We start from the raw sequence: 16939 nt of genomic DNA on the forward strand, positions 1-16939 counted from the left end.
CGGTGTATTTTATCTGGCGATGAGTATGTGGCTTACCCCCCTCTGCCCTGCCGGGCATCTCCCCCACAAGGAGGGAGATCGGCAAGGTGCACCCGCATCGCTCCATCTCAACCGACGAGAAATGCGGGGCCTCACCACGAGTTGATCTCCCCACCTGTGGGGGAGATGCCCGGCAGGGCAGAGGGGGCATGCTTGTTCAGTTTTCAACTATTCAAGCGCCGCCCCCAGCAAAGAGGGCGGCCCCAACACCCCGCCTATCAGCTACCCTTGCCGCCGCACTTACCGGTCGCAACGTTGAAGTTCCCGCATGACATCGGCTTGCGCCAATCCGAGATCAGGTCCTTCGAGTCAGGCAGATAATCCGACCATTCGTCACCCACGACCTGTGGCGTCTGCTGCACGATTTCGAACTGCCCATCGGCCTGGATTTCGCCGATCAGCACCGGCTTGGTGATGTGGTGGTTCGGCATAACGGTGGAATAACCGCCCGAAAGGTTTGGCACCGAAACGCCGATGATCGAGTCGAGAACCTTGTCCGTATCGGTGGTGCCGGCGGATTCGACGGCCTTTACCCAGGCGTTGAAGCCGATATAGGCGGCTTCCATCGGGTCGTTGGTCACGCGCTTGTCGTTCTTGGTGAAGGCGTGCCAGGTCTTGATGAACTCGGCATTGACGGGCGCATCGACGGACTGGAAATAATTCCACGCGGCGAGGTGGCCGACCAGCGGTGCGGTATCGAGACCGGCAAGTTCCTCTTCGCCCACCGAGAAGGCGACGACCGGAATGTCCTCGGCCTTGATGCCCTGGTTGGCCAGTTCCTTGTAGAAGGGCACGTTAGCGTCACCATTGATGGTGGAGACAACGGCGGTCTTCTTGCCGGCCGAGCCGAATTTCTTGATGTCGGACACGATCGTCTGCCAGTCGGACTGGCCGAACGGCGTGTAGTTGATCATGATGTCCTCTTCCTTGACGCCCTTCGACATCAGGTAGGCCTTCAGGATCTTATTTGTGGTCTGCGGGTAGACATAGTCCGTGCCGGCCAGAACCCAGCGCTCGACGCCTTCGGTGCTGGCGAGGTAATCGACGGCCGGAATGGCTTGCTGGTTGGGCGCCGCACCGGTGTAGAAGATGTTGCGGGAGGATTCTTCACCCTCATACTGAACCGGGTAGAACAGCAGGGAATTCAGCTCTTCGAAAACCGGCAGCACGGATTTGCGCGACGAGGATGTCCAGCAACCGAAAACGGCGGCGACCTTGTCCTGCGAAATCAGCTGGCGGGCCTTTTCGGCAAACAGCGGCCAGTCGGAAGCCGGGTCGACCACGACGGCTTCGAGCTTCTTGCCGAGAACGCCGCCCTTCTTGTTCTGCTCGTCGATGAGCATCAGCATGGCGTCCTTCAGCGTCGTCTCTGAAATCGCCATGGTGCCGGAAAGAGAATGCAGCACGCCTACCTTGATCGTATCGTCGGCGGCAAATGCGCCGTGGAAGGCAGTGGTGGACATGATTGCGCCGAGCAGTGCGGCGCTAAGCGTCTTGCGGAATGTCATCGGAAGAACCCCTCTCCTTGTTTAGCCCTCATGGGGCTTCAGCGGCATCGTTGACCGCTGCTGGAAGGGACTATCGATCTCGCGGGCGAGAAACCGTATACGTCAATTGACGTAGGCGGGGTGGCGAAAGCTGCAGGGGGTGTTGGGGAGAGAGAAATCCCGGCCGGGGCAATCAATGTGAAACGTGATATTTCAACTTGCTTCCTCTCCTCCAGGGAGACGAGCGCGGCAGCGGGTCGAGGGTGGAAGGTCGGAGACAGACTGAGAAGTTGTTCCTTCATCCGGCGCTTCGCGCCACCTTCTCCCGGCAGGGGAGAAGAAACGATCAGCAAGGCTTCACATCAAGCGTGCGGCTTGTCGTCCCGCTCTTCGTCGCGGATCGCGTCGTCATGATACCAGGAGCCGAAATCGACATGCGGCTGACGTGCCTCGCGCTCCAGATCGCTCAGCCCAATGTTACGGAACTTTGAGAGCCCCGCGCGTCCGCCGACCGGAAATTGAAAGATCGTTGCCGTTTCACGATGAAAGCCAGTTGCCATATCGAACATCTCACTTTGTTTGCATCGAAGCACTTTGGTTGTGAAGCAAACCCGTTAGCTCTGGTTTAGCTCCATCTGATTAAAAAAAAATCACGTTGCGAAAAATATAGGCATTAAATGGGCATTCAGCAAGAAAAACCATTCCGGAAGCGCCGGTTTTTGGGGCAAATGCCGATCCGTCGTTCGCAATCGAAAACATTGCACCGCAACAGGGCATTTTGAGCGATGCCACCCGCTATCTGTTAGGAATCACTGACGAAACATTGGGGTTCGATTTACCTGCCGCAGTGCAGCATGAGCGGTTAATGGCCATATCGATCGCCTCGGCCCTGAGCATGCCTGAAAGATTTTTCGAAGAATTCGCAAAACATCGCCAATCTGGCACGCGGCATGCATCTATATGGCCAGCCCTTGAACGCGAATGTGCTTCCGGTGGCGAAAGCCACGGCAAGCCTCAAGGCTTCGCATTGTTACCTATGAGAGGTTCGTAATGACTAAGTTCAAACTCGAGTACATCTGGCTTGACGGTTATAAGCCGGTCCCCAACCTGCGCGGCAAGACACAGGTCAAGGAATTCGATGAATTCCCGACGCTCGAGCAGCTGCCGCTTTGGGGTTTTGATGGCTCGTCCACACAGCAGGCCGAAGGCCACTCTTCGGATTGCGTGCTGAAGCCCGTCGCGATCTACCCCGATCCGGCCCGCACCAACGGCGTACTGGTCATGTGCGAAGTCATGATGCCTGACGGCGTCACCCCGCATGCATCGAACAGCCGCGCGACCATCCTCGACGACGAGGACGCATGGTTCGGCTTCGAACAGGAATATTTCTTCTACCAGGACGGCCGCCCGCTCGGCTTCCCCGAGCAGGGTTACCCGGCTCCGCAGGGTCCGTATTACACCGGCGTCGGCTTCAAGAACGTCGGCTCGGTTGCCCGCGAAATCGTTGAAGAACATCTCGACCTCTGCCTCGAAGCCGGCATCAACCACGAAGGCATCAATGCCGAAGTGGCCAAGGGCCAGTGGGAATTCCAGGTATTCGGCAAGGGCTCCAAGCGCGCCGCCGACCAGATCTGGATCGCCCGTTACCTGCTGCTGCGTCTTTGCGAACAGTACGGCATCGACGTCGAATTCCATTGCAAGCCGCTCGGCGATACCGACTGGAACGGTTCGGGCATGCATTGCAACTTCTCCACCAAGTTCATGCGTGAAGTTGGCGGCAAGGAGTATTTCGAAGCCCTCATGGCCGCTTTCGCCAAGAACTGGCAGGAGCACATCGACGTTTACGGTCCGGACAACCATCTGCGCCTGACCGGCAAGCACGAAACCGCTCCGTGGAACAAGTTCTCCTACGGCGTTGCCGACCGTGGCGCCTCGATCCGCGTTCCGCACTCCTTCGTCAACAACGGTTACCGTGGTTACCTCGAAGACCGTCGTCCGAACTCGCAGGGGTGCCCTTACCAGATCGCTTCCGTCGTTCTGAAGACGATTGCAGAAGTGCCGCTCGCAAAGTCGGCTGCTGCCTGATAACCCAAGACATGGCGTCGCCCGCAACCGGGCGACGCCATTTTTATGTCCACCGAACGGCCGGACCGGACAGGCGACCTTTCGCCCTCTGCCCTGCGTGGAATATTCTTGCCTATGCGCAAACTCGAAGACGTTGCGTGGCTTTGACCAACCGCATCGGCTTTTCCGAAACCGCGACACGGTTTTCGGTCCGATGCTCTAAAGCAAGAAGGTGAGCGATGGGCATTCTCAAAAAATTCTCTCTCGAAAACCGCATCGCCATCATTACCGGCAGCGGCCGCGGTCTCGGTTTCGAAATCGCCAGGGCCTTTGCCGAGGCTGGCGCCCATGTGTGGCTGACCGGCCGTAACGCCGAGGCGCTGGAACAGGCAGCAGACACACTTCGCAATGCCGGCGGAAAAGCCGATTATGCCGCTTTCGACATTGCCGATACCACCGCCGGAACTGCCCTTGTCCACCGCATCATGAACGAATTCGGCCATCTCGATATCCTCGTCAACAATGTCGGCGCACGCGACCGCCGCCCGCTTTCCGAATTCAGCGACGAGGACGTGCTGGAGCTTATCCGCACCGACCTCACCTCCTCCGTCTCGCTGTCGCGAGATGCCGCGCAAGCCATGAATACCAACGGTTACGGCCGCATCATCACCATCACCTCCATTCTCGGCCACATCGTCAGGCCGGGCGATGCGATCTATCCCGTTGCCAAGCAGGGGCTGACAGGGCTGATGCGCGCAATCGCTGTCGAATATGGGGCGCGCGGCATCACCAGCAACGCCATTGCACCGGGCATGTTCGCCACGGAAACCAATGCGGCCCTTGCCGAAAACCCTGACATGGTCGCCTTTGCCAAGCTGCGCGTGCCGCTGGAACGCTGGGGCAGGCCGGATGAGATTGCTGGTGCTGCCCTGTTTCTGGCCAGCGACGCGTCCTCCTTCGTCAACGGCCATGTGCTGACGGTCGATGGCGGCATGTCGGTGCGGCTGTGAGAATGGCAAAACACCTTTTGCGGGAAGGGGCTGGATCCTAGGCATGGCCGCACGGCAACGCATCATCCCCGTCAGGCGCGAATATAACCGCTGGGTCGCCAACCAGACGCTGGAAGATTATGCGCTGCGCTTCACCGCCAAAAGCGCCCGGCAATTTTCGTCCAACCGCATCTCCCACACCGCCATCGGCGCGATTTCCTTTCTGGCGCTCGAAGCCATCGGCGGCGCGATCACGCTGTCCTACGGCACCACCAACGCCTTTTACGCCATCATCGTCGCGGCCATTGCCATGCTTGCCGTCGGCCTGCCGATCAGCCGTTACGCCATCCGTCACGGCGTCGATATCGACCTCCTGACACGCGGCGCGAGCTTCGGTTACATCGGCTCCACCATCACCTCGCTGATCTACGCCGCTTTCACCTTCATGCTCTTCGCCATAGAGGCGTCGATCATGTCGGGCGCGCTGGAGCTGGCGCTCGGCATTCCCCTGTGGATCGGCTACATCATCTCTGCCGTCATGGTCATTCCGCTCGTCACCCATGGCGTGCGCCTCATCAGCCGTTTCCAGATCATCACCCAGCCCTTCTGGATCGTGCTTAACGTCCTGCCCTTCATTTTCATTGCGCTGATGGACTGGGAAAAATACGATCTGTGGCGGGCCTTTTCCGGCATTCATCACGCTTCCGGTCCGCCGGGCACCGTGGCCCATTTCAATCTGGTGGAATTCGGCGCGGCGTCTGCCGTCATCCTCGCGCTGATGTCGCAGATCGGCGAACAGGTGGATTTCCTGCGCTTCCTGCCCGCCGAGGGCCAGAGCCGTCTGCGCCACCGCATCGCAGTTTTTCTGGCGGGTGCTGGCTGGGTCGTCGTCGGCGTGCCGAAGCTGCTGGCCGGTTCCTTCCTCGTGGTCTTGACCTTCAGTTCCGGCGTCTCGGTGGACCGCGCCGCCGATCCGGCCCAGATGTACCTGACCGCCTTCGGTTACATGATCCCCAACCATACGGCGGCCATGCTGCTGATGGTCGCCTTCGTGGTGGTCTCGCAGCTGAAGATCAACGTCATGAACGCCTATGCGGGCTCGCTCGCCTGGTCCAACTTCTTCTCCCGCCTCACCCACAGCCACCCCGGCCGCGTCGTCTGGCTGGTCTTCAACGTGGTGATCGCGCTGCTGTTGATGGAACTCGGCATCTATCGCCTGCTGGAAGAAACGCTCGGCATTTTTTCCATCGTCGCCATGGCCTGGCTCTGCACCATCTCGGCCGATCTGTTCATCAACAAGCCGCTCGGCCTTGCCCCACCGGGCATCGAATTCAAGCGCGCCCATCTCTACGATATCAATCCCGTCGGCGTCGGCTCCATGGCGCTTTCGGCCACCATTGCGCTGATGGCGCATTTCGGCACCTTCGGCGCACTCGCTGCCTCGCTTGCGCCCTATCTCACCCTCATCGTCGCCTTCATCGCCTCGCCGCTGATCGCCTGGGGCACGAAGGGCAAATTCTATCTGGCCCGCAAGCCGCGCCAGAAATGGCGCGAGTTGAGCGCCATCACCTGCTCCATCTGCGAACACCCGTTCGAGCCGGAAGACATGGCATGGTGTCCAGCCTATGCGGCGCCCATCTGTTCGCTCTGCTGCTCGCTGGACAGCCGCTGCCATGACATGTGCAAGCCAAAGGCCAAGCTCAACTATCAGGTCGCGACGGTCGCAAAATCTTTCCTGCCCCACCAATTGGTGGCAAAACTCGCCACACGGCTCGGACGTTATGGCATGGCGGCGGCCATCGCCGTTACCGCCATTGGCGGCATATTGGCGCTCATCGCCCATCAGGTCGGCACCGCCTCGCCGGCAACGGCTGACGTGGTCAACCGCACCATCCTCATCGTGTTTTTCGTCTTTGCCGTCATTGCCGGCATCGTCTGCTGGTTTCTGGTTCTTGCCCATGACAGCCGGGTGGTCGCGGAAGAGGAATCCTCACGCCAGAACACGCTGCTGTTGAAGGAAATCGCCGCCCACAAGAAGACCGACGCCGCCCTTCAGGACGCCAAGGAAACGGCTGAGGCCGCCAACCGCGCCAAGAGCCGCTACGTGGTCGGCCTCAGCCACGAATTGCGCACGCCGCTCAACGCTGTTTTGGGCTATGCCCAGATCCTCGAACGCGATGAGACCATTCCCGCGCCGCGGCAATCGGCCATCAAAGTCATCCGCCGGTCCGCCGACCATCTCTCCGGCCTGATCGACGGGCTTCTGGATATTTCCAAGATCGAGGCTGGCCGCCTGCAGGTCTATTCCAACGAGATCAATATTCAGGATTTCCTCGACCAGATCGTCGATATGTTCCGCCCGCAGGCGCAAGCCAAGGGTCTGGAATTCCGCCATGAACGCGCCCATTCCCTGCCGCAATATGTCCGCACGGATGAAAAGCGTCTGCGCCAGATCCTCGTCAACCTGCTCTCCAACGCCATCAAGTTCACCGACGAGGGCAGCGTCACCTTCGATGTCGCCTATCGCAGCCAGGTGGCGAGCTTCACGGTGTCGGATACCGGGCGCGGCATTGCCGAAAAAGACCTCGCCCGCATCTACGAACCCTTCCAGCGTGGCGAGGCCGAAAGCGTGCGCCCCATGCCGGGCCTTGGCCTCGGCCTCACCATCACGAGGCTTCTGACCAACACGCTGGGCGGCGAGATTTCCGTCTCCAGCGAAAAGGACAACGGCTCCACCTTCCGCGTCCGTCTCATGCTGTCGGCCGTGCACCGGCCAAGTACCGCACCTGCGCCGGAAAAAACCATCCGCTCCTATTCCGGTCCCCGCCGCACCATCGTGGTGGTTGATGATAACGAGGATCACCGCGAGCTGATGCGGCAGGTGCTTTCGCCGCTCGATTTCGTGGTGCTGACCGCCCAGAGCGGACCGGAATGCCTGACGCTCATCGAAGGCGTGCAGCCCGACCTCTTCCTCATCGATATCTCCATGCCCGGCATGTCCGGCTGGCAGCTTGTGACGAAGTTGCGTGAAGCAGGGCAGACGGCTCCGCTCATCATGCTCTCGGCCAATATCGGTGACGGCACTGTAGCGGGTGCCGGAGAAGACAATCACAACGACGCCATCGCCAAGCCGGTCGACATCCGCCACCTGTGCGACAGGCTTGCGGTGCATCTTGGCCTGAAATGGATTTACGATACCGACCTTCCCCCGGCACCCATCCCCCAGCCGCCGGCCCAGATCGTTCATCCCGGCGCAATTCATATCAAGGATTTGCAGAGGCTCGGCGAAATAGGCTACATACGCGGCATAGAGGCGAAACTCGCCGATCTCGCCCGCAACACGGACAACCTGCCCTTCACGCAAGAGCTTGGCACCTATGTGCAGGCTTTCGATCTGGCCGGTTACGCCCATTTTCTAAAGCGGTTTGAAGAGAGCGACAGGGGAGACGGCAAGGCATGAGCGGGCAAGGCGCAGCACTGCCGAGAGACATTGTATTGCTGGTGGATGACAGCCCGGAAGCGCTGGGGTTCCTCACTGATGCGCTGGAACAGTCAGGCTTTTCGGCGCTGATTGCCACATCCGGTCAGGCCGCGCTCAACATTGCCGAACGCATCACGCCCGATATCATCCTGCTCGATGCCGTCATGCCGGCCATGGACGGTTTCGAAACCTGCCGCCGCCTGAAGGCCAACGCCGCCGTGGCCCAAGTGCCTGTCATCTTCATGACCGGGCTGACGGAGACCGAACATGTGGTGCGGGCGCTCGAATCCGGCGGTGTCGACTATCTGACCAAGCCGATCAACATCGACGAGCTGCGCGCCCGCATCCGTGTGCATCTCTCCAATGCCCGCTCGGCGCAGAGCGCCCGCGTGGCGCTTGATGCCGCCGGACGCCACCTGCTTGCCGTTCGCGCCAACGGCGCGATCCACTGGTCAACACCACAGGCAACCCGACTGGTCAACGCCGCCACCGGCCGCGATGATGGGCTGGAGATCGTCGTTGCCCATATTTCCGGCTGGCTGGCCGACAGGACAACGGTGGATTCCGCCCGCGATGCACCGCTGACGATCACCGAGGCCGGGCGGCCCGCTTTGCAGCTCTCCTTCCTCGGCGCAATGGGACCGGACGAATATCTCTTCCGTCTGACAGCCGCCAATGAGAAATCCGACGACCACCTGCTGAAGGACCACTTTGCCCTGACAACGCGGGAATCGGAAGTTCTGCTGTGGATTGCCAAAGGTAAATCCAACCGCGATATCGGCGATATTCTCGGCCTTTCCGCCAGAACCGTGAACAAACATCTGGAACAGATCTACGTCAAACTCGGCGTCGAAAACCGCGCCTCCGCCGCCGTCAAGGCCGCGCATATTTTGCATCAGGGGTGACGGCTGCATCTGATGTGATACGGTTCGGAAAACATATATTTTCCGCTTAAGCGTAGAGCATCAACTTATTCGCCGAGCGAGTGCAGCATATTTCTTCTCCCCTCGGAGAAAAGAAACAAGCGGCAACGCCGCAATCCAAGCCCCCCAAAAAACATCACCTTCCATCCAACCCAGACCCCGCAGGGAGGTTCCCATGGACCATTTCATTATTCTTTCCGGCTGCTCCGGCGGCGGCAAATCAACCCTGCTTGCCGAGCTTGCTCACCGCGGTTTCGCAACCGTCGAGGAACCGGGGCGGCGGATCGTGATTGAGGAAACAAGAAATAACGGCACCGCCCTCCCCTGGATCGACCTGGAAGCCTTTGCCCGCCGGACGATCGCCATGGCGCTGGAGGACCGGCAAAAGGCGCCAGCGGAAGGCCTCGTCTTCTTCGACCGCGGTCTGATCGACGCCGCCTCAGCACTTCATCATATAAGCGGCGATGGCTTCATCGAAACGCTGCGGCGCACGCACCGCTACAACCCGCTGGTCTTCCTCACCCCGCCCTGGCCGGAAATCTACCGGGGCGACAGCGAGCGCAAGCACGGTTTTGAGGCGGCAGTGGAGGAATATCACCGCCTGCTGCACGACTATGCCCGTCTGGATTATGAGACGATTGTGCTGCCGAAAGCCCCCGTCCCGGAACGTGCCGATATCGTGCTGGAGAGGCTGGCGGCTGAAGCTGGCTGAATGTGCGATCATGGCTTCGAGCCTTTCCCATCACCGTCATTCCGCCTTTGAGATGGAATCCGGCTGACGTGCGGCTGGGAGAGTCCTTCAACCCAAGGACTTGGGCTGGCTGAGTTTCGGCTCAAGGCCCGCATGATGGCGCCGGAAATGCCCCGCACCAAAAAGCAGAAAGCCCGGTCTTGCGACCGGGCCTCCGTATTGCAGTCCAGTAAGACTTACGTCCCCTGCTGGATGTAGGTGAACTTGCCGTCCGGGCCCTTCTTCCACTCGTACATGACGTAACCGGGAAGCTTCGGGTCGCCCTTCTCGTCGAAGGAGATATCGCCGAGTGCGGTCGGGAAGGTGCCCTTCTTCAGAGCTTCGGCAACCTTTTCCGGCTCAACGGAACCGGCAGCCTTGGCAGCACCGGCAATCGCCTGCAGCGCGGCGTAGGAGTAGAGCGTGTAGGCTTCCGGGTTGAAGCCGGCGGCCTTGAACTTCTCTACCAGTTCCTTGTTTTCAGGACGCAGCGTCGGATCGGGACCGAAGGTGTTCAGCGTGCCTTCGACGGCGTCGCCGGCGATGGAAGCAAGTTCGTTCGAGACGATACCGTCGCCCGAGATGAGCTTCGCCTTCAGACCCTGGTCAGCCGACTGGCGGATGATCAGACCGGCTTCGGTGTGCAGGCCACCCCAGTAGATAACGGAAACGCCGGCTTCCTTCATCTTGGAGATCAGTGCGGAGAAGTCCTTGTCGCCGACATTGACGCCTTCATACATGGCTTCCGTCAGGCCGGCCGCATTGGCTGCCTTCTTGGTTTCGTCGGCAAGGCCCTGACCATAGGGGGTCTTGTCGTGAATGATGGCGATCTTGGCGTCCTTGTAGTGGTCGGCCAGATATTTGCCGGCAATGCCACCCTGCTGGTCGTCACGACCGCAGGTGCGGAAGGTGTTCCACAGGCCACGCTCGGTGAAAACAGGGTTGGTCGCAGCAGGCGTTACTTCGAGAATGCCGTTTTCGGCATAAACTTCGGAAGCCGGAATGGAAACGCCGGAGTTGAAGTGACCGACGACGAATTTCACGCCATCAGCAACGAATTTGTTGGCAACCGAGATACCCTGCTTCGGATCGGAAACGTCATCGCCGAGAACGATCTTGATCTGCTCGCCGTTGATGCCGCCTGCAGCATTGATATCCTTCGCAGCCTGTTCAGCACCCTTCTGAAGCTGAGCGCCAAATGCGGCGTTCGGACCTGTCAGCGGGCCGCCGACAGCGATCACGATATCGGCCCAGGCCGAACCGCTGAAGGCGACCATGGCGGTCAGCGCAACGGCGGAAAGAAGAGACTTCTTCATTACTATACTCCCAGTTCCTTTGGATGGGTTGACTACCAGGACCTGTTCAGTACCCACCTTAACCGAACAGGAAACGTTCCACTCACGCGAGTATCGTGCAGCCGGAGGAATCCGGCTGTCAATCTTTCTTTTTATATGAAAATGCCGACGTCCGATCGTAGAGCCAATAGTAGTTATTGACCATCTGGCTCGTCCTGCGCATGCGGAAACCGATGCTGGAAAAAGCTAGAAGAAGAACGACGTCAAACACGTAGTAGAAGCCGTTGATGAACGGCCCGTTGAAAAGCGCGAAATGCAGAAACCGCATCACGAGCCCCAAAGCCAGCGTGTAGATCACCACACGCGGGAAATCGCCCCAGCCATCGGCGACGGATCTGCCCGTGCGCCACGCCGTCCAGAAACCAAGAAGAACAACCAGTGCGCGCAGAATATAACGCACGCCGCTATCGGTCTCGAATAAAAGGCCCTGCATCTTCTTTCCCCATCAGCGCCGGGATGCAAATGTCCAGCCCTGCCTTGTTTGTCGTCCCGCCGTTTTTCCGGCAGGCATTTTATTGTTTGCCACCGGCCATTTCCCCTTCGAAAACGGCCGGCGGCGGTTCGTTATCTTGCGCCGCAAAATTTCCGGCGCAAGTAAAATCTTTCAGTGCCGGCCGCCTTCGAGATAGGCCGCGCGTACCTGCGGATCAGCCAGCAATTCCCTGCCGGAACCGCTCATCGTCACCTTGCCGTTGACCATCACATAGGCACGGTCGGAAAGCTTCAGCGCCGCAAAGGCGTTCTGCTCCACGAGGAAGACGGTCAGGCCCTCTTCCTGGTTGAGCTTCTTGATGGCCTCGAAGATGCCCTTGACGATCAGCGGGGCAAGGCCCAGCGACGGTTCGTCGAGAAGCAGCAGTTTCGGCCGTGCCATCAGCGCGCGGCCGATGGAGAGCATCTGCTGCTCGCCGCCGGAAAGCGTGCCGCCACGCTGGCTCTGACGTTCTTTCAGCCGCGGGAACATGACGAAAATCTTCTCGACGTCCTCTTTGAAATATTTGAGATTGTCGAGATTGGCGCCCATCTGCAGGTTTTCCAGCACCGTCATGCGCGGGAAAATCCGGCGGCCCTCGGGTGACTGGGCAATACGCTTGCGGGCGATGAGGTGCGTCGGCAGGCGGGTAATGTCTTCGCCGTCGAACGTCACCTGGCCCGTGCGCGCCTGCGGGCTGCCGCAGATGGTCATCATCAGTGTCGATTTGCCAGCGCCGTTGGCGCCGATAAGGCTGACGATCTCGCCCTTGTTGACCTCGACATCGACACCGGCCAACGCCCGGATGTTACCGTAATAGGTTTCGACACCCTGTACTTTGAGAAGCGGTTCACCGGACATCAGGCCACTCCTCCGTCGAGTTCTTCCGCAATCACGTCTTCCACTTCATCATCCTCGACGCCCAGATAGGCGGCGATGACCTTCGGGTCGTTCTTCACATGGTCCGGCGAACCGTCGGAAATCTTCTGGCCGTATTCGAGAACCACGACGTGATCGGAGATCTGCATAACCACCGACATGTCGTGCTCGATAAGAAGCAGCGACGTGCCTTCATCGCGGATACCGCGCAGCAGCGCATTGAGCGCCAGCGATTCCTTCGGGTTGAGACCGGCCGCCGGTTCATCGAGGCAAAGAAGTTCCGGCCCCGTGCACATGGCGCGGGCGATTTCCAGACGGCGCTGCGCGCCATAGGGCAGATCGCCGGCCGGGTCGTCGGCGCGATCGGTCAGATCGGCCTTGTCCAGCCAGTATTTGGCCTTCTCGATCGAACTGTTGACCGCCCTCTTGTAGGCGGGCAGGCCGAGAAGACCGAGAATGGTGTAGCCCGATGCCTTCATCAGCGCATTGTGCTGCGCCACCAGCAGGTTTTCCAGAACCGTCAGACCCGAAAACAGGCGGATGTTCTGGAAGGTGCGCGCCACCTTCGCCTTCTTGGTGATCTCGAAATCCGGCAGGCGCTCCAGAAGATGCGCCTCGCCGGTTTGCTGACGCATGGTGATCATGCCCATCGTCGGCTTGTAGAAGCCGGTGATACAGTTGAAAACCGTGGTCTTTCCAGCACCGTTCGGACCGATCAGCGCCGTGATCTCTCCGCGCTTCGCCTCGAAGGAGAAGTCGTTGATGGCCATCAGGCCGCCAAACCGCATCGAGAGATGTTCGACCTTGAGGATCGTATCGCCAGTTAGATTGGGTGTCATGTTTGTCGTTCCGGAAGCCATCAACCGTGACCTTCCTTGGTAAAGCTGCCCGAGACGGCCTTGCGTTCCCTGAGGAAGGCCGTCGGTTCTCGTGAGCCGACAAAGCCGCGCGGCTTGAACAGCATGACGATGACCATGGCGAGACCGAACAGCAGCATGCGGTAGAGTTCCGGCGTGAAATCAGGCCCGAAGACATGCTTGAGGAATTCCATTTCGCGCAGCAGCTCCGTGCCGCCGACCATGACGAGGGCGGCAATGGCGATGCCCGTGAGCGAACCCATGCCGCCGAGAACGACGATGGCGAGGATGACGGCCGATTCCAGGAAGACGAAGCTTTCCGGCGATACGAAACCCTGACGCGCGGCGAAGAACGAGCCGGCGAAACCGCCAAACATCGCGCCTGTCGCAAAAGCGGTAAGCTTGGTGATGACAGTATCGATGCCGAGCGAGCGGCAGGCGATTTCATCTTCACGCAGCGCTTCCCACGCACGGCCGATCGGCATGCGGCGCAGCTTGATGGTGACGTAAGCCGTCAGCATGCACAGAAGCAGGATCACGTAGAACAGGAAGATCTTGTAATAGGCCGACGACATCGTCAGGCCGAAGGCCTTGGCGAAGTTGTTCGGCGCGCCGACATCGAAGGACCAGATGCCGAAAACAGACGCCTTGGCGATGCCGGAAATGCCGAAAGTGCCCTTGGTCACATCCGTCCAGTTCAACAGCACGAGGCGGATGATTTCACCGAAGGCGAGTGTGACGATGGCCAGATAGTCGCCGCGAAGTCTGAGCACCGGGAAGCCGAGGATGATACCCCAGAAGCCCGCAAGAATGCCGGCCACCGGCAGAAGCACCCAGAAGGACAGGCCGAGATGGCTTGACAGCAGCGCGTAGGAATAGGCGCCGACCGCATAGAAGGCCACATAACCGAGATCGAGCAGGCCCGCGAGGCCGACGACGATGTTGAGGCCCCAGGCCAGCATCACATAGATCAGGATCTGGATGCCGAAATTGTCGACGAATTTCAGCGAGCCCTGAAAACCGAACAGCTGCACGGCGATGACGGGATAAAGCAGCAGCAGAACCAGCGCGAGCTTCAGAAAGTGCTTGTGGAAAAAGCCTTTTTCCTCGGAGATTTCCAGAATGCCGCTTTTGGCCTTGGCAAGCTTGCGGCGATCCATCGACGGCCGGATGAAGCCGACCATCAGGAAACGGCCGATGGCGGCGACGCCGACGAAGATCGACAGAAGCCCCCAGCGGGTGCCCCAGATAAGCTGGTTGTTGATATCCTGATAGGTAACGATACCGACGTAAAGAATGAACATGCCGAGCGAGACGATGCCCGCAAAGATGCCTTCCTTCACCGCCGTTGCCATCAGGCTCGGGCTGGAAGTGTCGTTTTCGGAAGCGATATTGGTCATGGGATCACACCTTCTCGACTTCCGGACGACCGAGAATACCGGTCGGCTTGAAGATCAGCACGAAAGCCAGGATGCCAAATGCCGCGACGTCCTTGTAGGCAATGGAGAAATAGGCAGACCAGAGAGATTCAATGAGGCCGATCAGGATACCGCCGAGAACGGCGCCCGGAAGCGAACCGATACCGCCGAGAACCGCTGCGGTAAACGCCTTGACGCCCGGGATGAAGCCATCGTTGAAGGATGCGACACCGTAATACATCAGATACATCGTACCGGCGACCGCCGCGAGTGCGGCACCCATGATGAAGGTGATCGAGATCGTCTTGTCGACATCCACACCCAGAAGGGCCGCCATCTTGCGGTCCTGTTCGGTGGCGCGCTGCGCCCGGCCGAGCGGGGTCTTGTTGACGATGTACCAGAAGGCGAACAGCAGCACCGACGTCACCGCCATGATGATGAACTGCTTCAGCGAGACGGTGATGGAGCCGAAATGGTAGCTTTCCGTCACCATTGACGGGATCGGCTTGTTACGCGGACCCTGTGTCACCTGGATGAAATTGGACAGCGCGATCGACATGCCGATGGCGGTGATCAGCGGCGCAAGGCGGAACGAGCCTCTGAGCGGACGGTAGGCCACGCGCTCGATCACCCAGTTCCACAGGCCGGTCATCAGCATGGCGACGACCATCATCAAAATTAGAAGAAGCGCCACCGGAATACCGGCAAAAAACGATGTTGCGATCAGAAAAACGATCAGCGCGGCGAAACCGCCAAGCATGAAAATATCGCCATGGGCGAAGTTGATCATGCCGATGATGCCGTAGACCATCGTATAGCCAATTGCGATGAGGCCGTAGATCGATCCAAGAGTCAGCCCGTTGATGAGCTGCTGGATAAAATACTCCATGTCTTTCCCCTGGGCATGACCTCTAATGAGCCACGCCTCGTTTATGTTAATTATAGGGGGAACCTTTTCGATTAGCCCCCACCTGCAAAATGCATATCGTGTTCGCTAAAAATGTGAAGTCAAAAACGGGCGATCCTGCACAAAATTTGGAATTTCCACATTCGCTGCCGTTTTCCCGATCAGAATAGCCAGGATTTCGGCAGTAAGTGCTAAAAAAATGGCGTCCGAATGCTTATTTCAGTGTTGCCTGACGCATTGTTTGACGGGTGGCGGGCAAAAGAGTAGCGAAATAGAGGGGCAAAGGATCCCCGGCACGAAATGGCAACGGCAACAAGATGATCGACATATTGACGAAAGCGGCGCTGGACGCCGGGCAGGCAATCATGGCGGTCCATCGCGCCGGGCCACACGTATCGTACAAGGACGATTGCTCACCCGTGACCGAGGCAGACCAGCGGGCGGAGGTGATCATTCTGCAGGCACTGGCTGCGCATTTTCCCCAAATCCCGGTCATTGCCGAAGAAGCGGTCTCGAACGGCATTCTGCCGGAGACAGGCGCGGAATTTTTTCTGGTCGATCCGCTGGATGGAACCAAGGAATTCATTTCCGGCAAGGATGATTTCACCGTCAATATCGCCCTGATCAGAAACGGCGTGCCGGTTGCAGGCGTGGTTTACGCCCCCTGCCGCGGCCAGGCCTGGACCGGCAAGGACAACAGCGCCGAAAAGCTCGCAATATCAGGCGAAGGCGCGATCCTCGCGCGCCACCCCATCCGGGCACGACAGCGCGGCGCCTCCCCAGTGGCGCTGATCAGCCGCTCTCACTGTACCGCGAAAACGGAAGCCTTCGTGGCCGAACACGGCCTGAAAGATTGCATCTCCGTCGGTTCCTCACTGAAATTCTGCATGCTGGCGGAAGGTGCTGCCGATATCTATCCCCGCTTCAGCCGCACCATGATGTGGGATACGGCGGCAGGCGACGCCGTACTGCGCGCCGCCGGTGGCAGAACGCTGGATTGCGAGGGCCGGCTGCTTGCCTATGAGGTGAGAGGCGATGGTGAAGATGCACTCGCCAACCCGGATTTCATTGCCGAGGGCGCGATGGCGCTTGCGGCGGATATCGCGCGATAGGACGGCGGCGAAACTTCTATGCCTCCTTGGGTGATAAGCCATTCGCTTCGGTGCCTGCGGCTTCACCCCCCTCTGCCCTGCCGGGCATCTCCCCCACAAGGGTGGAGATCGACTCGTGGCGGGGTCCCACCAATCTCGACGTTTGAGAACGAAGCGGGGGTAGCGCATCTTGCTGATCTCCCTCCTTGTGGGGGAGATGCCCGGCAGGGCAGAGGGGGGTGAAGCC

The 16939-nt window shown here is 59.4% G+C and carries 15 protein-coding genes; 7 read left to right on the plus strand and 8 right to left on the minus strand.

Features of this window, described 5'->3' with window-relative positions; genetic code table 11:
• Positions 1-257: 257 nt before the first annotated feature.
• Positions 258-1547 (minus strand): urea ABC transporter substrate-binding protein, encoded by a 1290-nt coding sequence (gene urtA, locus CRO62_RS15375; RefSeq protein WP_097100797.1) that lies wholly within the window; start codon positions 1545-1547, stop codon positions 258-260.
• Positions 1548-1888: 341 nt separating this feature from the next.
• Positions 1889-2095: a DUF2735 domain-containing protein gene (locus tag CRO62_RS15380; protein ID WP_003513926.1), complete on the minus strand. Its 207-nt coding sequence runs from the start codon at positions 2093-2095 to the stop codon at positions 1889-1891.
• 209 nt (positions 2096-2304) lie between these two features.
• Here CRO62_RS15380 and CRO62_RS27230 point away from each other — a divergent pair, with 209 nt between their 5' ends.
• The 6 genes from CRO62_RS27230 (at position 2305) to CRO62_RS15405 (ending at position 9695) form a co-directional block, all read left to right on the plus strand.
• Entirely contained in the window at positions 2305-2577 is a 273-nt protein-coding gene (locus CRO62_RS27230) for a hypothetical protein (protein WP_179784541.1), read from the plus strand.
• A complete protein-coding gene (locus CRO62_RS15385; protein WP_003510168.1) occupies positions 2577-3611 on the plus strand; it encodes a glutamine synthetase beta-grasp domain-containing protein in 1035 nt (344 codons plus the stop codon). The genes CRO62_RS27230 and CRO62_RS15385 overlap by 1 nt, the downstream gene beginning before the upstream one ends.
• A gap of 218 nt (positions 3612-3829) precedes the next feature.
• The gene (locus CRO62_RS15390) at positions 3830-4600 is read left to right on the plus strand and encodes an SDR family oxidoreductase (protein ID WP_097100798.1); all 771 of its coding nucleotides are present in this window, start codon (positions 3830-3832) and stop codon (positions 4598-4600) included.
• Positions 4601-4643: 43 nt separating this feature from the next.
• Positions 4644-8039, plus strand: coding sequence for an ATP-binding protein (locus tag CRO62_RS15395; protein WP_097100799.1), 3396 nt, complete (start codon positions 4644-4646; stop codon positions 8037-8039).
• Positions 8036-8965, plus strand: coding sequence for a response regulator (locus CRO62_RS15400; protein ID WP_013636721.1), 930 nt, complete (start codon positions 8036-8038; stop codon positions 8963-8965). The genes CRO62_RS15395 and CRO62_RS15400 overlap by 4 nt, the downstream gene beginning before the upstream one ends.
• Before the next feature lie 193 nt (positions 8966-9158).
• Complete coding sequence (locus tag CRO62_RS15405) at positions 9159-9695, plus strand: AAA family ATPase (protein ID WP_097100800.1); 537 nt, start codon at positions 9159-9161, stop codon at positions 9693-9695.
• Between the two features lie 215 nt (positions 9696-9910).
• Here the strand turns inward: CRO62_RS15405 and CRO62_RS15410 are convergent, their stop codons facing one another.
• From CRO62_RS15410 to CRO62_RS15435, 6 genes are all read right to left on the minus strand, one after another.
• Positions 9911-11029, minus strand: coding sequence for a branched-chain amino acid ABC transporter substrate-binding protein (locus CRO62_RS15410; protein ID WP_003513936.1), 1119 nt, complete (start codon positions 11027-11029; stop codon positions 9911-9913).
• A gap of 118 nt (positions 11030-11147) precedes the next feature.
• Positions 11148-11501, minus strand: a complete 354-nt coding sequence (locus CRO62_RS15415) for a DUF6867 family protein (protein ID WP_003513938.1) — start codon at positions 11499-11501, stop codon at positions 11148-11150.
• A gap of 171 nt (positions 11502-11672) precedes the next feature.
• A complete protein-coding gene (locus CRO62_RS15420) occupies positions 11673-12401 on the minus strand; it encodes an ABC transporter ATP-binding protein (protein ID WP_003513939.1) in 729 nt (242 codons plus the stop codon).
• Entirely contained in the window at positions 12401-13279 is an 879-nt protein-coding gene (locus CRO62_RS15425) for an ABC transporter ATP-binding protein (protein ID WP_097100801.1), read from the minus strand. The genes CRO62_RS15420 and CRO62_RS15425 overlap by 1 nt, the downstream gene beginning before the upstream one ends.
• Entirely contained in the window at positions 13279-14631 is a 1353-nt protein-coding gene (gene livM / locus CRO62_RS15430) for a high-affinity branched-chain amino acid ABC transporter permease LivM (RefSeq protein ID WP_410171782.1), read from the minus strand. The genes CRO62_RS15425 and livM overlap by 1 nt, the downstream gene beginning before the upstream one ends.
• A gap of 49 nt (positions 14632-14680) precedes the next feature.
• On the minus strand, positions 14681-15583 hold the full coding sequence (locus CRO62_RS15435; RefSeq protein WP_097100803.1) for a branched-chain amino acid ABC transporter permease: 903 nt from the start codon (positions 15581-15583) through the stop codon (positions 14681-14683).
• Positions 15584-15918: 335 nt separating this feature from the next.
• Between CRO62_RS15435 and cysQ the strand changes: the two genes are divergently transcribed.
• The gene (gene cysQ, locus CRO62_RS15440) at positions 15919-16713 is read left to right on the plus strand and encodes a 3'(2'),5'-bisphosphate nucleotidase CysQ (protein ID WP_097100804.1); all 795 of its coding nucleotides are present in this window, start codon (positions 15919-15921) and stop codon (positions 16711-16713) included.
• The last annotated feature ends 226 nt before the right edge of the window (positions 16714-16939 follow it).

The sequence above is a fragment of the Rhizobium sp. AN6A genome (assembly GCF_900215635.1).
In the GTDB taxonomy this organism is placed as follows: Bacteria; Pseudomonadota; Alphaproteobacteria; order Rhizobiales; family Rhizobiaceae; genus Agrobacterium; species Agrobacterium tumefaciens.

Coding starts and splice junctions, on each gene's coding strand:
- CRO62_RS15410 (WP_003513936.1), bottom strand. CDS start 11,029: ATGAAGAAGTCTCTTCTTTCCGCCGTTGCGCTGACCGCCATGGTCGCC.
- CRO62_RS15405 (WP_097100800.1), top strand. CDS start 9,159: ATGGACCATTTCATTATTCTTTCCGGCTGCTCCGGCGGCGGCAAATCA.
- CRO62_RS15385 (WP_003510168.1), top strand. CDS start 2,577: ATGACTAAGTTCAAACTCGAGTACATCTGGCTTGACGGTTATAAGCCG.
- CRO62_RS15395 (WP_097100799.1), top strand. CDS start 4,644: ATGGCCGCACGGCAACGCATCATCCCCGTCAGGCGCGAATATAACCGC.
- CRO62_RS15435 (WP_097100803.1), bottom strand. CDS start 15,583: ATGGAGTATTTTATCCAGCAGCTCATCAACGGGCTGACTCTTGGATCG.
- CRO62_RS15420 (WP_003513939.1), bottom strand. CDS start 12,401: ATGTCCGGTGAACCGCTTCTCAAAGTACAGGGTGTCGAAACCTATTAC.
- livM (WP_410171782.1), bottom strand. CDS start 14,631: ATGGCAACGGCGGTGAAGGAAGGCATCTTTGCGGGCATCGTCTCGCTC.
- CRO62_RS15400 (WP_013636721.1), top strand. CDS start 8,036: ATGAGCGGGCAAGGCGCAGCACTGCCGAGAGACATTGTATTGCTGGTG.
- cysQ (WP_097100804.1), top strand. CDS start 15,919: ATGATCGACATATTGACGAAAGCGGCGCTGGACGCCGGGCAGGCAATC.
- CRO62_RS15380 (WP_003513926.1), bottom strand. CDS start 2,095: ATGTTCGATATGGCAACTGGCTTTCATCGTGAAACGGCAACGATCTTT.
- CRO62_RS15425 (WP_097100801.1), bottom strand. CDS start 13,279: ATGGCTTCCGGAACGACAAACATGACACCCAATCTAACTGGCGATACG.
- urtA (WP_097100797.1), bottom strand. CDS start 1,547: ATGACATTCCGCAAGACGCTTAGCGCCGCACTGCTCGGCGCAATCATG.
- CRO62_RS15390 (WP_097100798.1), top strand. CDS start 3,830: ATGGGCATTCTCAAAAAATTCTCTCTCGAAAACCGCATCGCCATCATT.
- CRO62_RS15415 (WP_003513938.1), bottom strand. CDS start 11,501: ATGCAGGGCCTTTTATTCGAGACCGATAGCGGCGTGCGTTATATTCTG.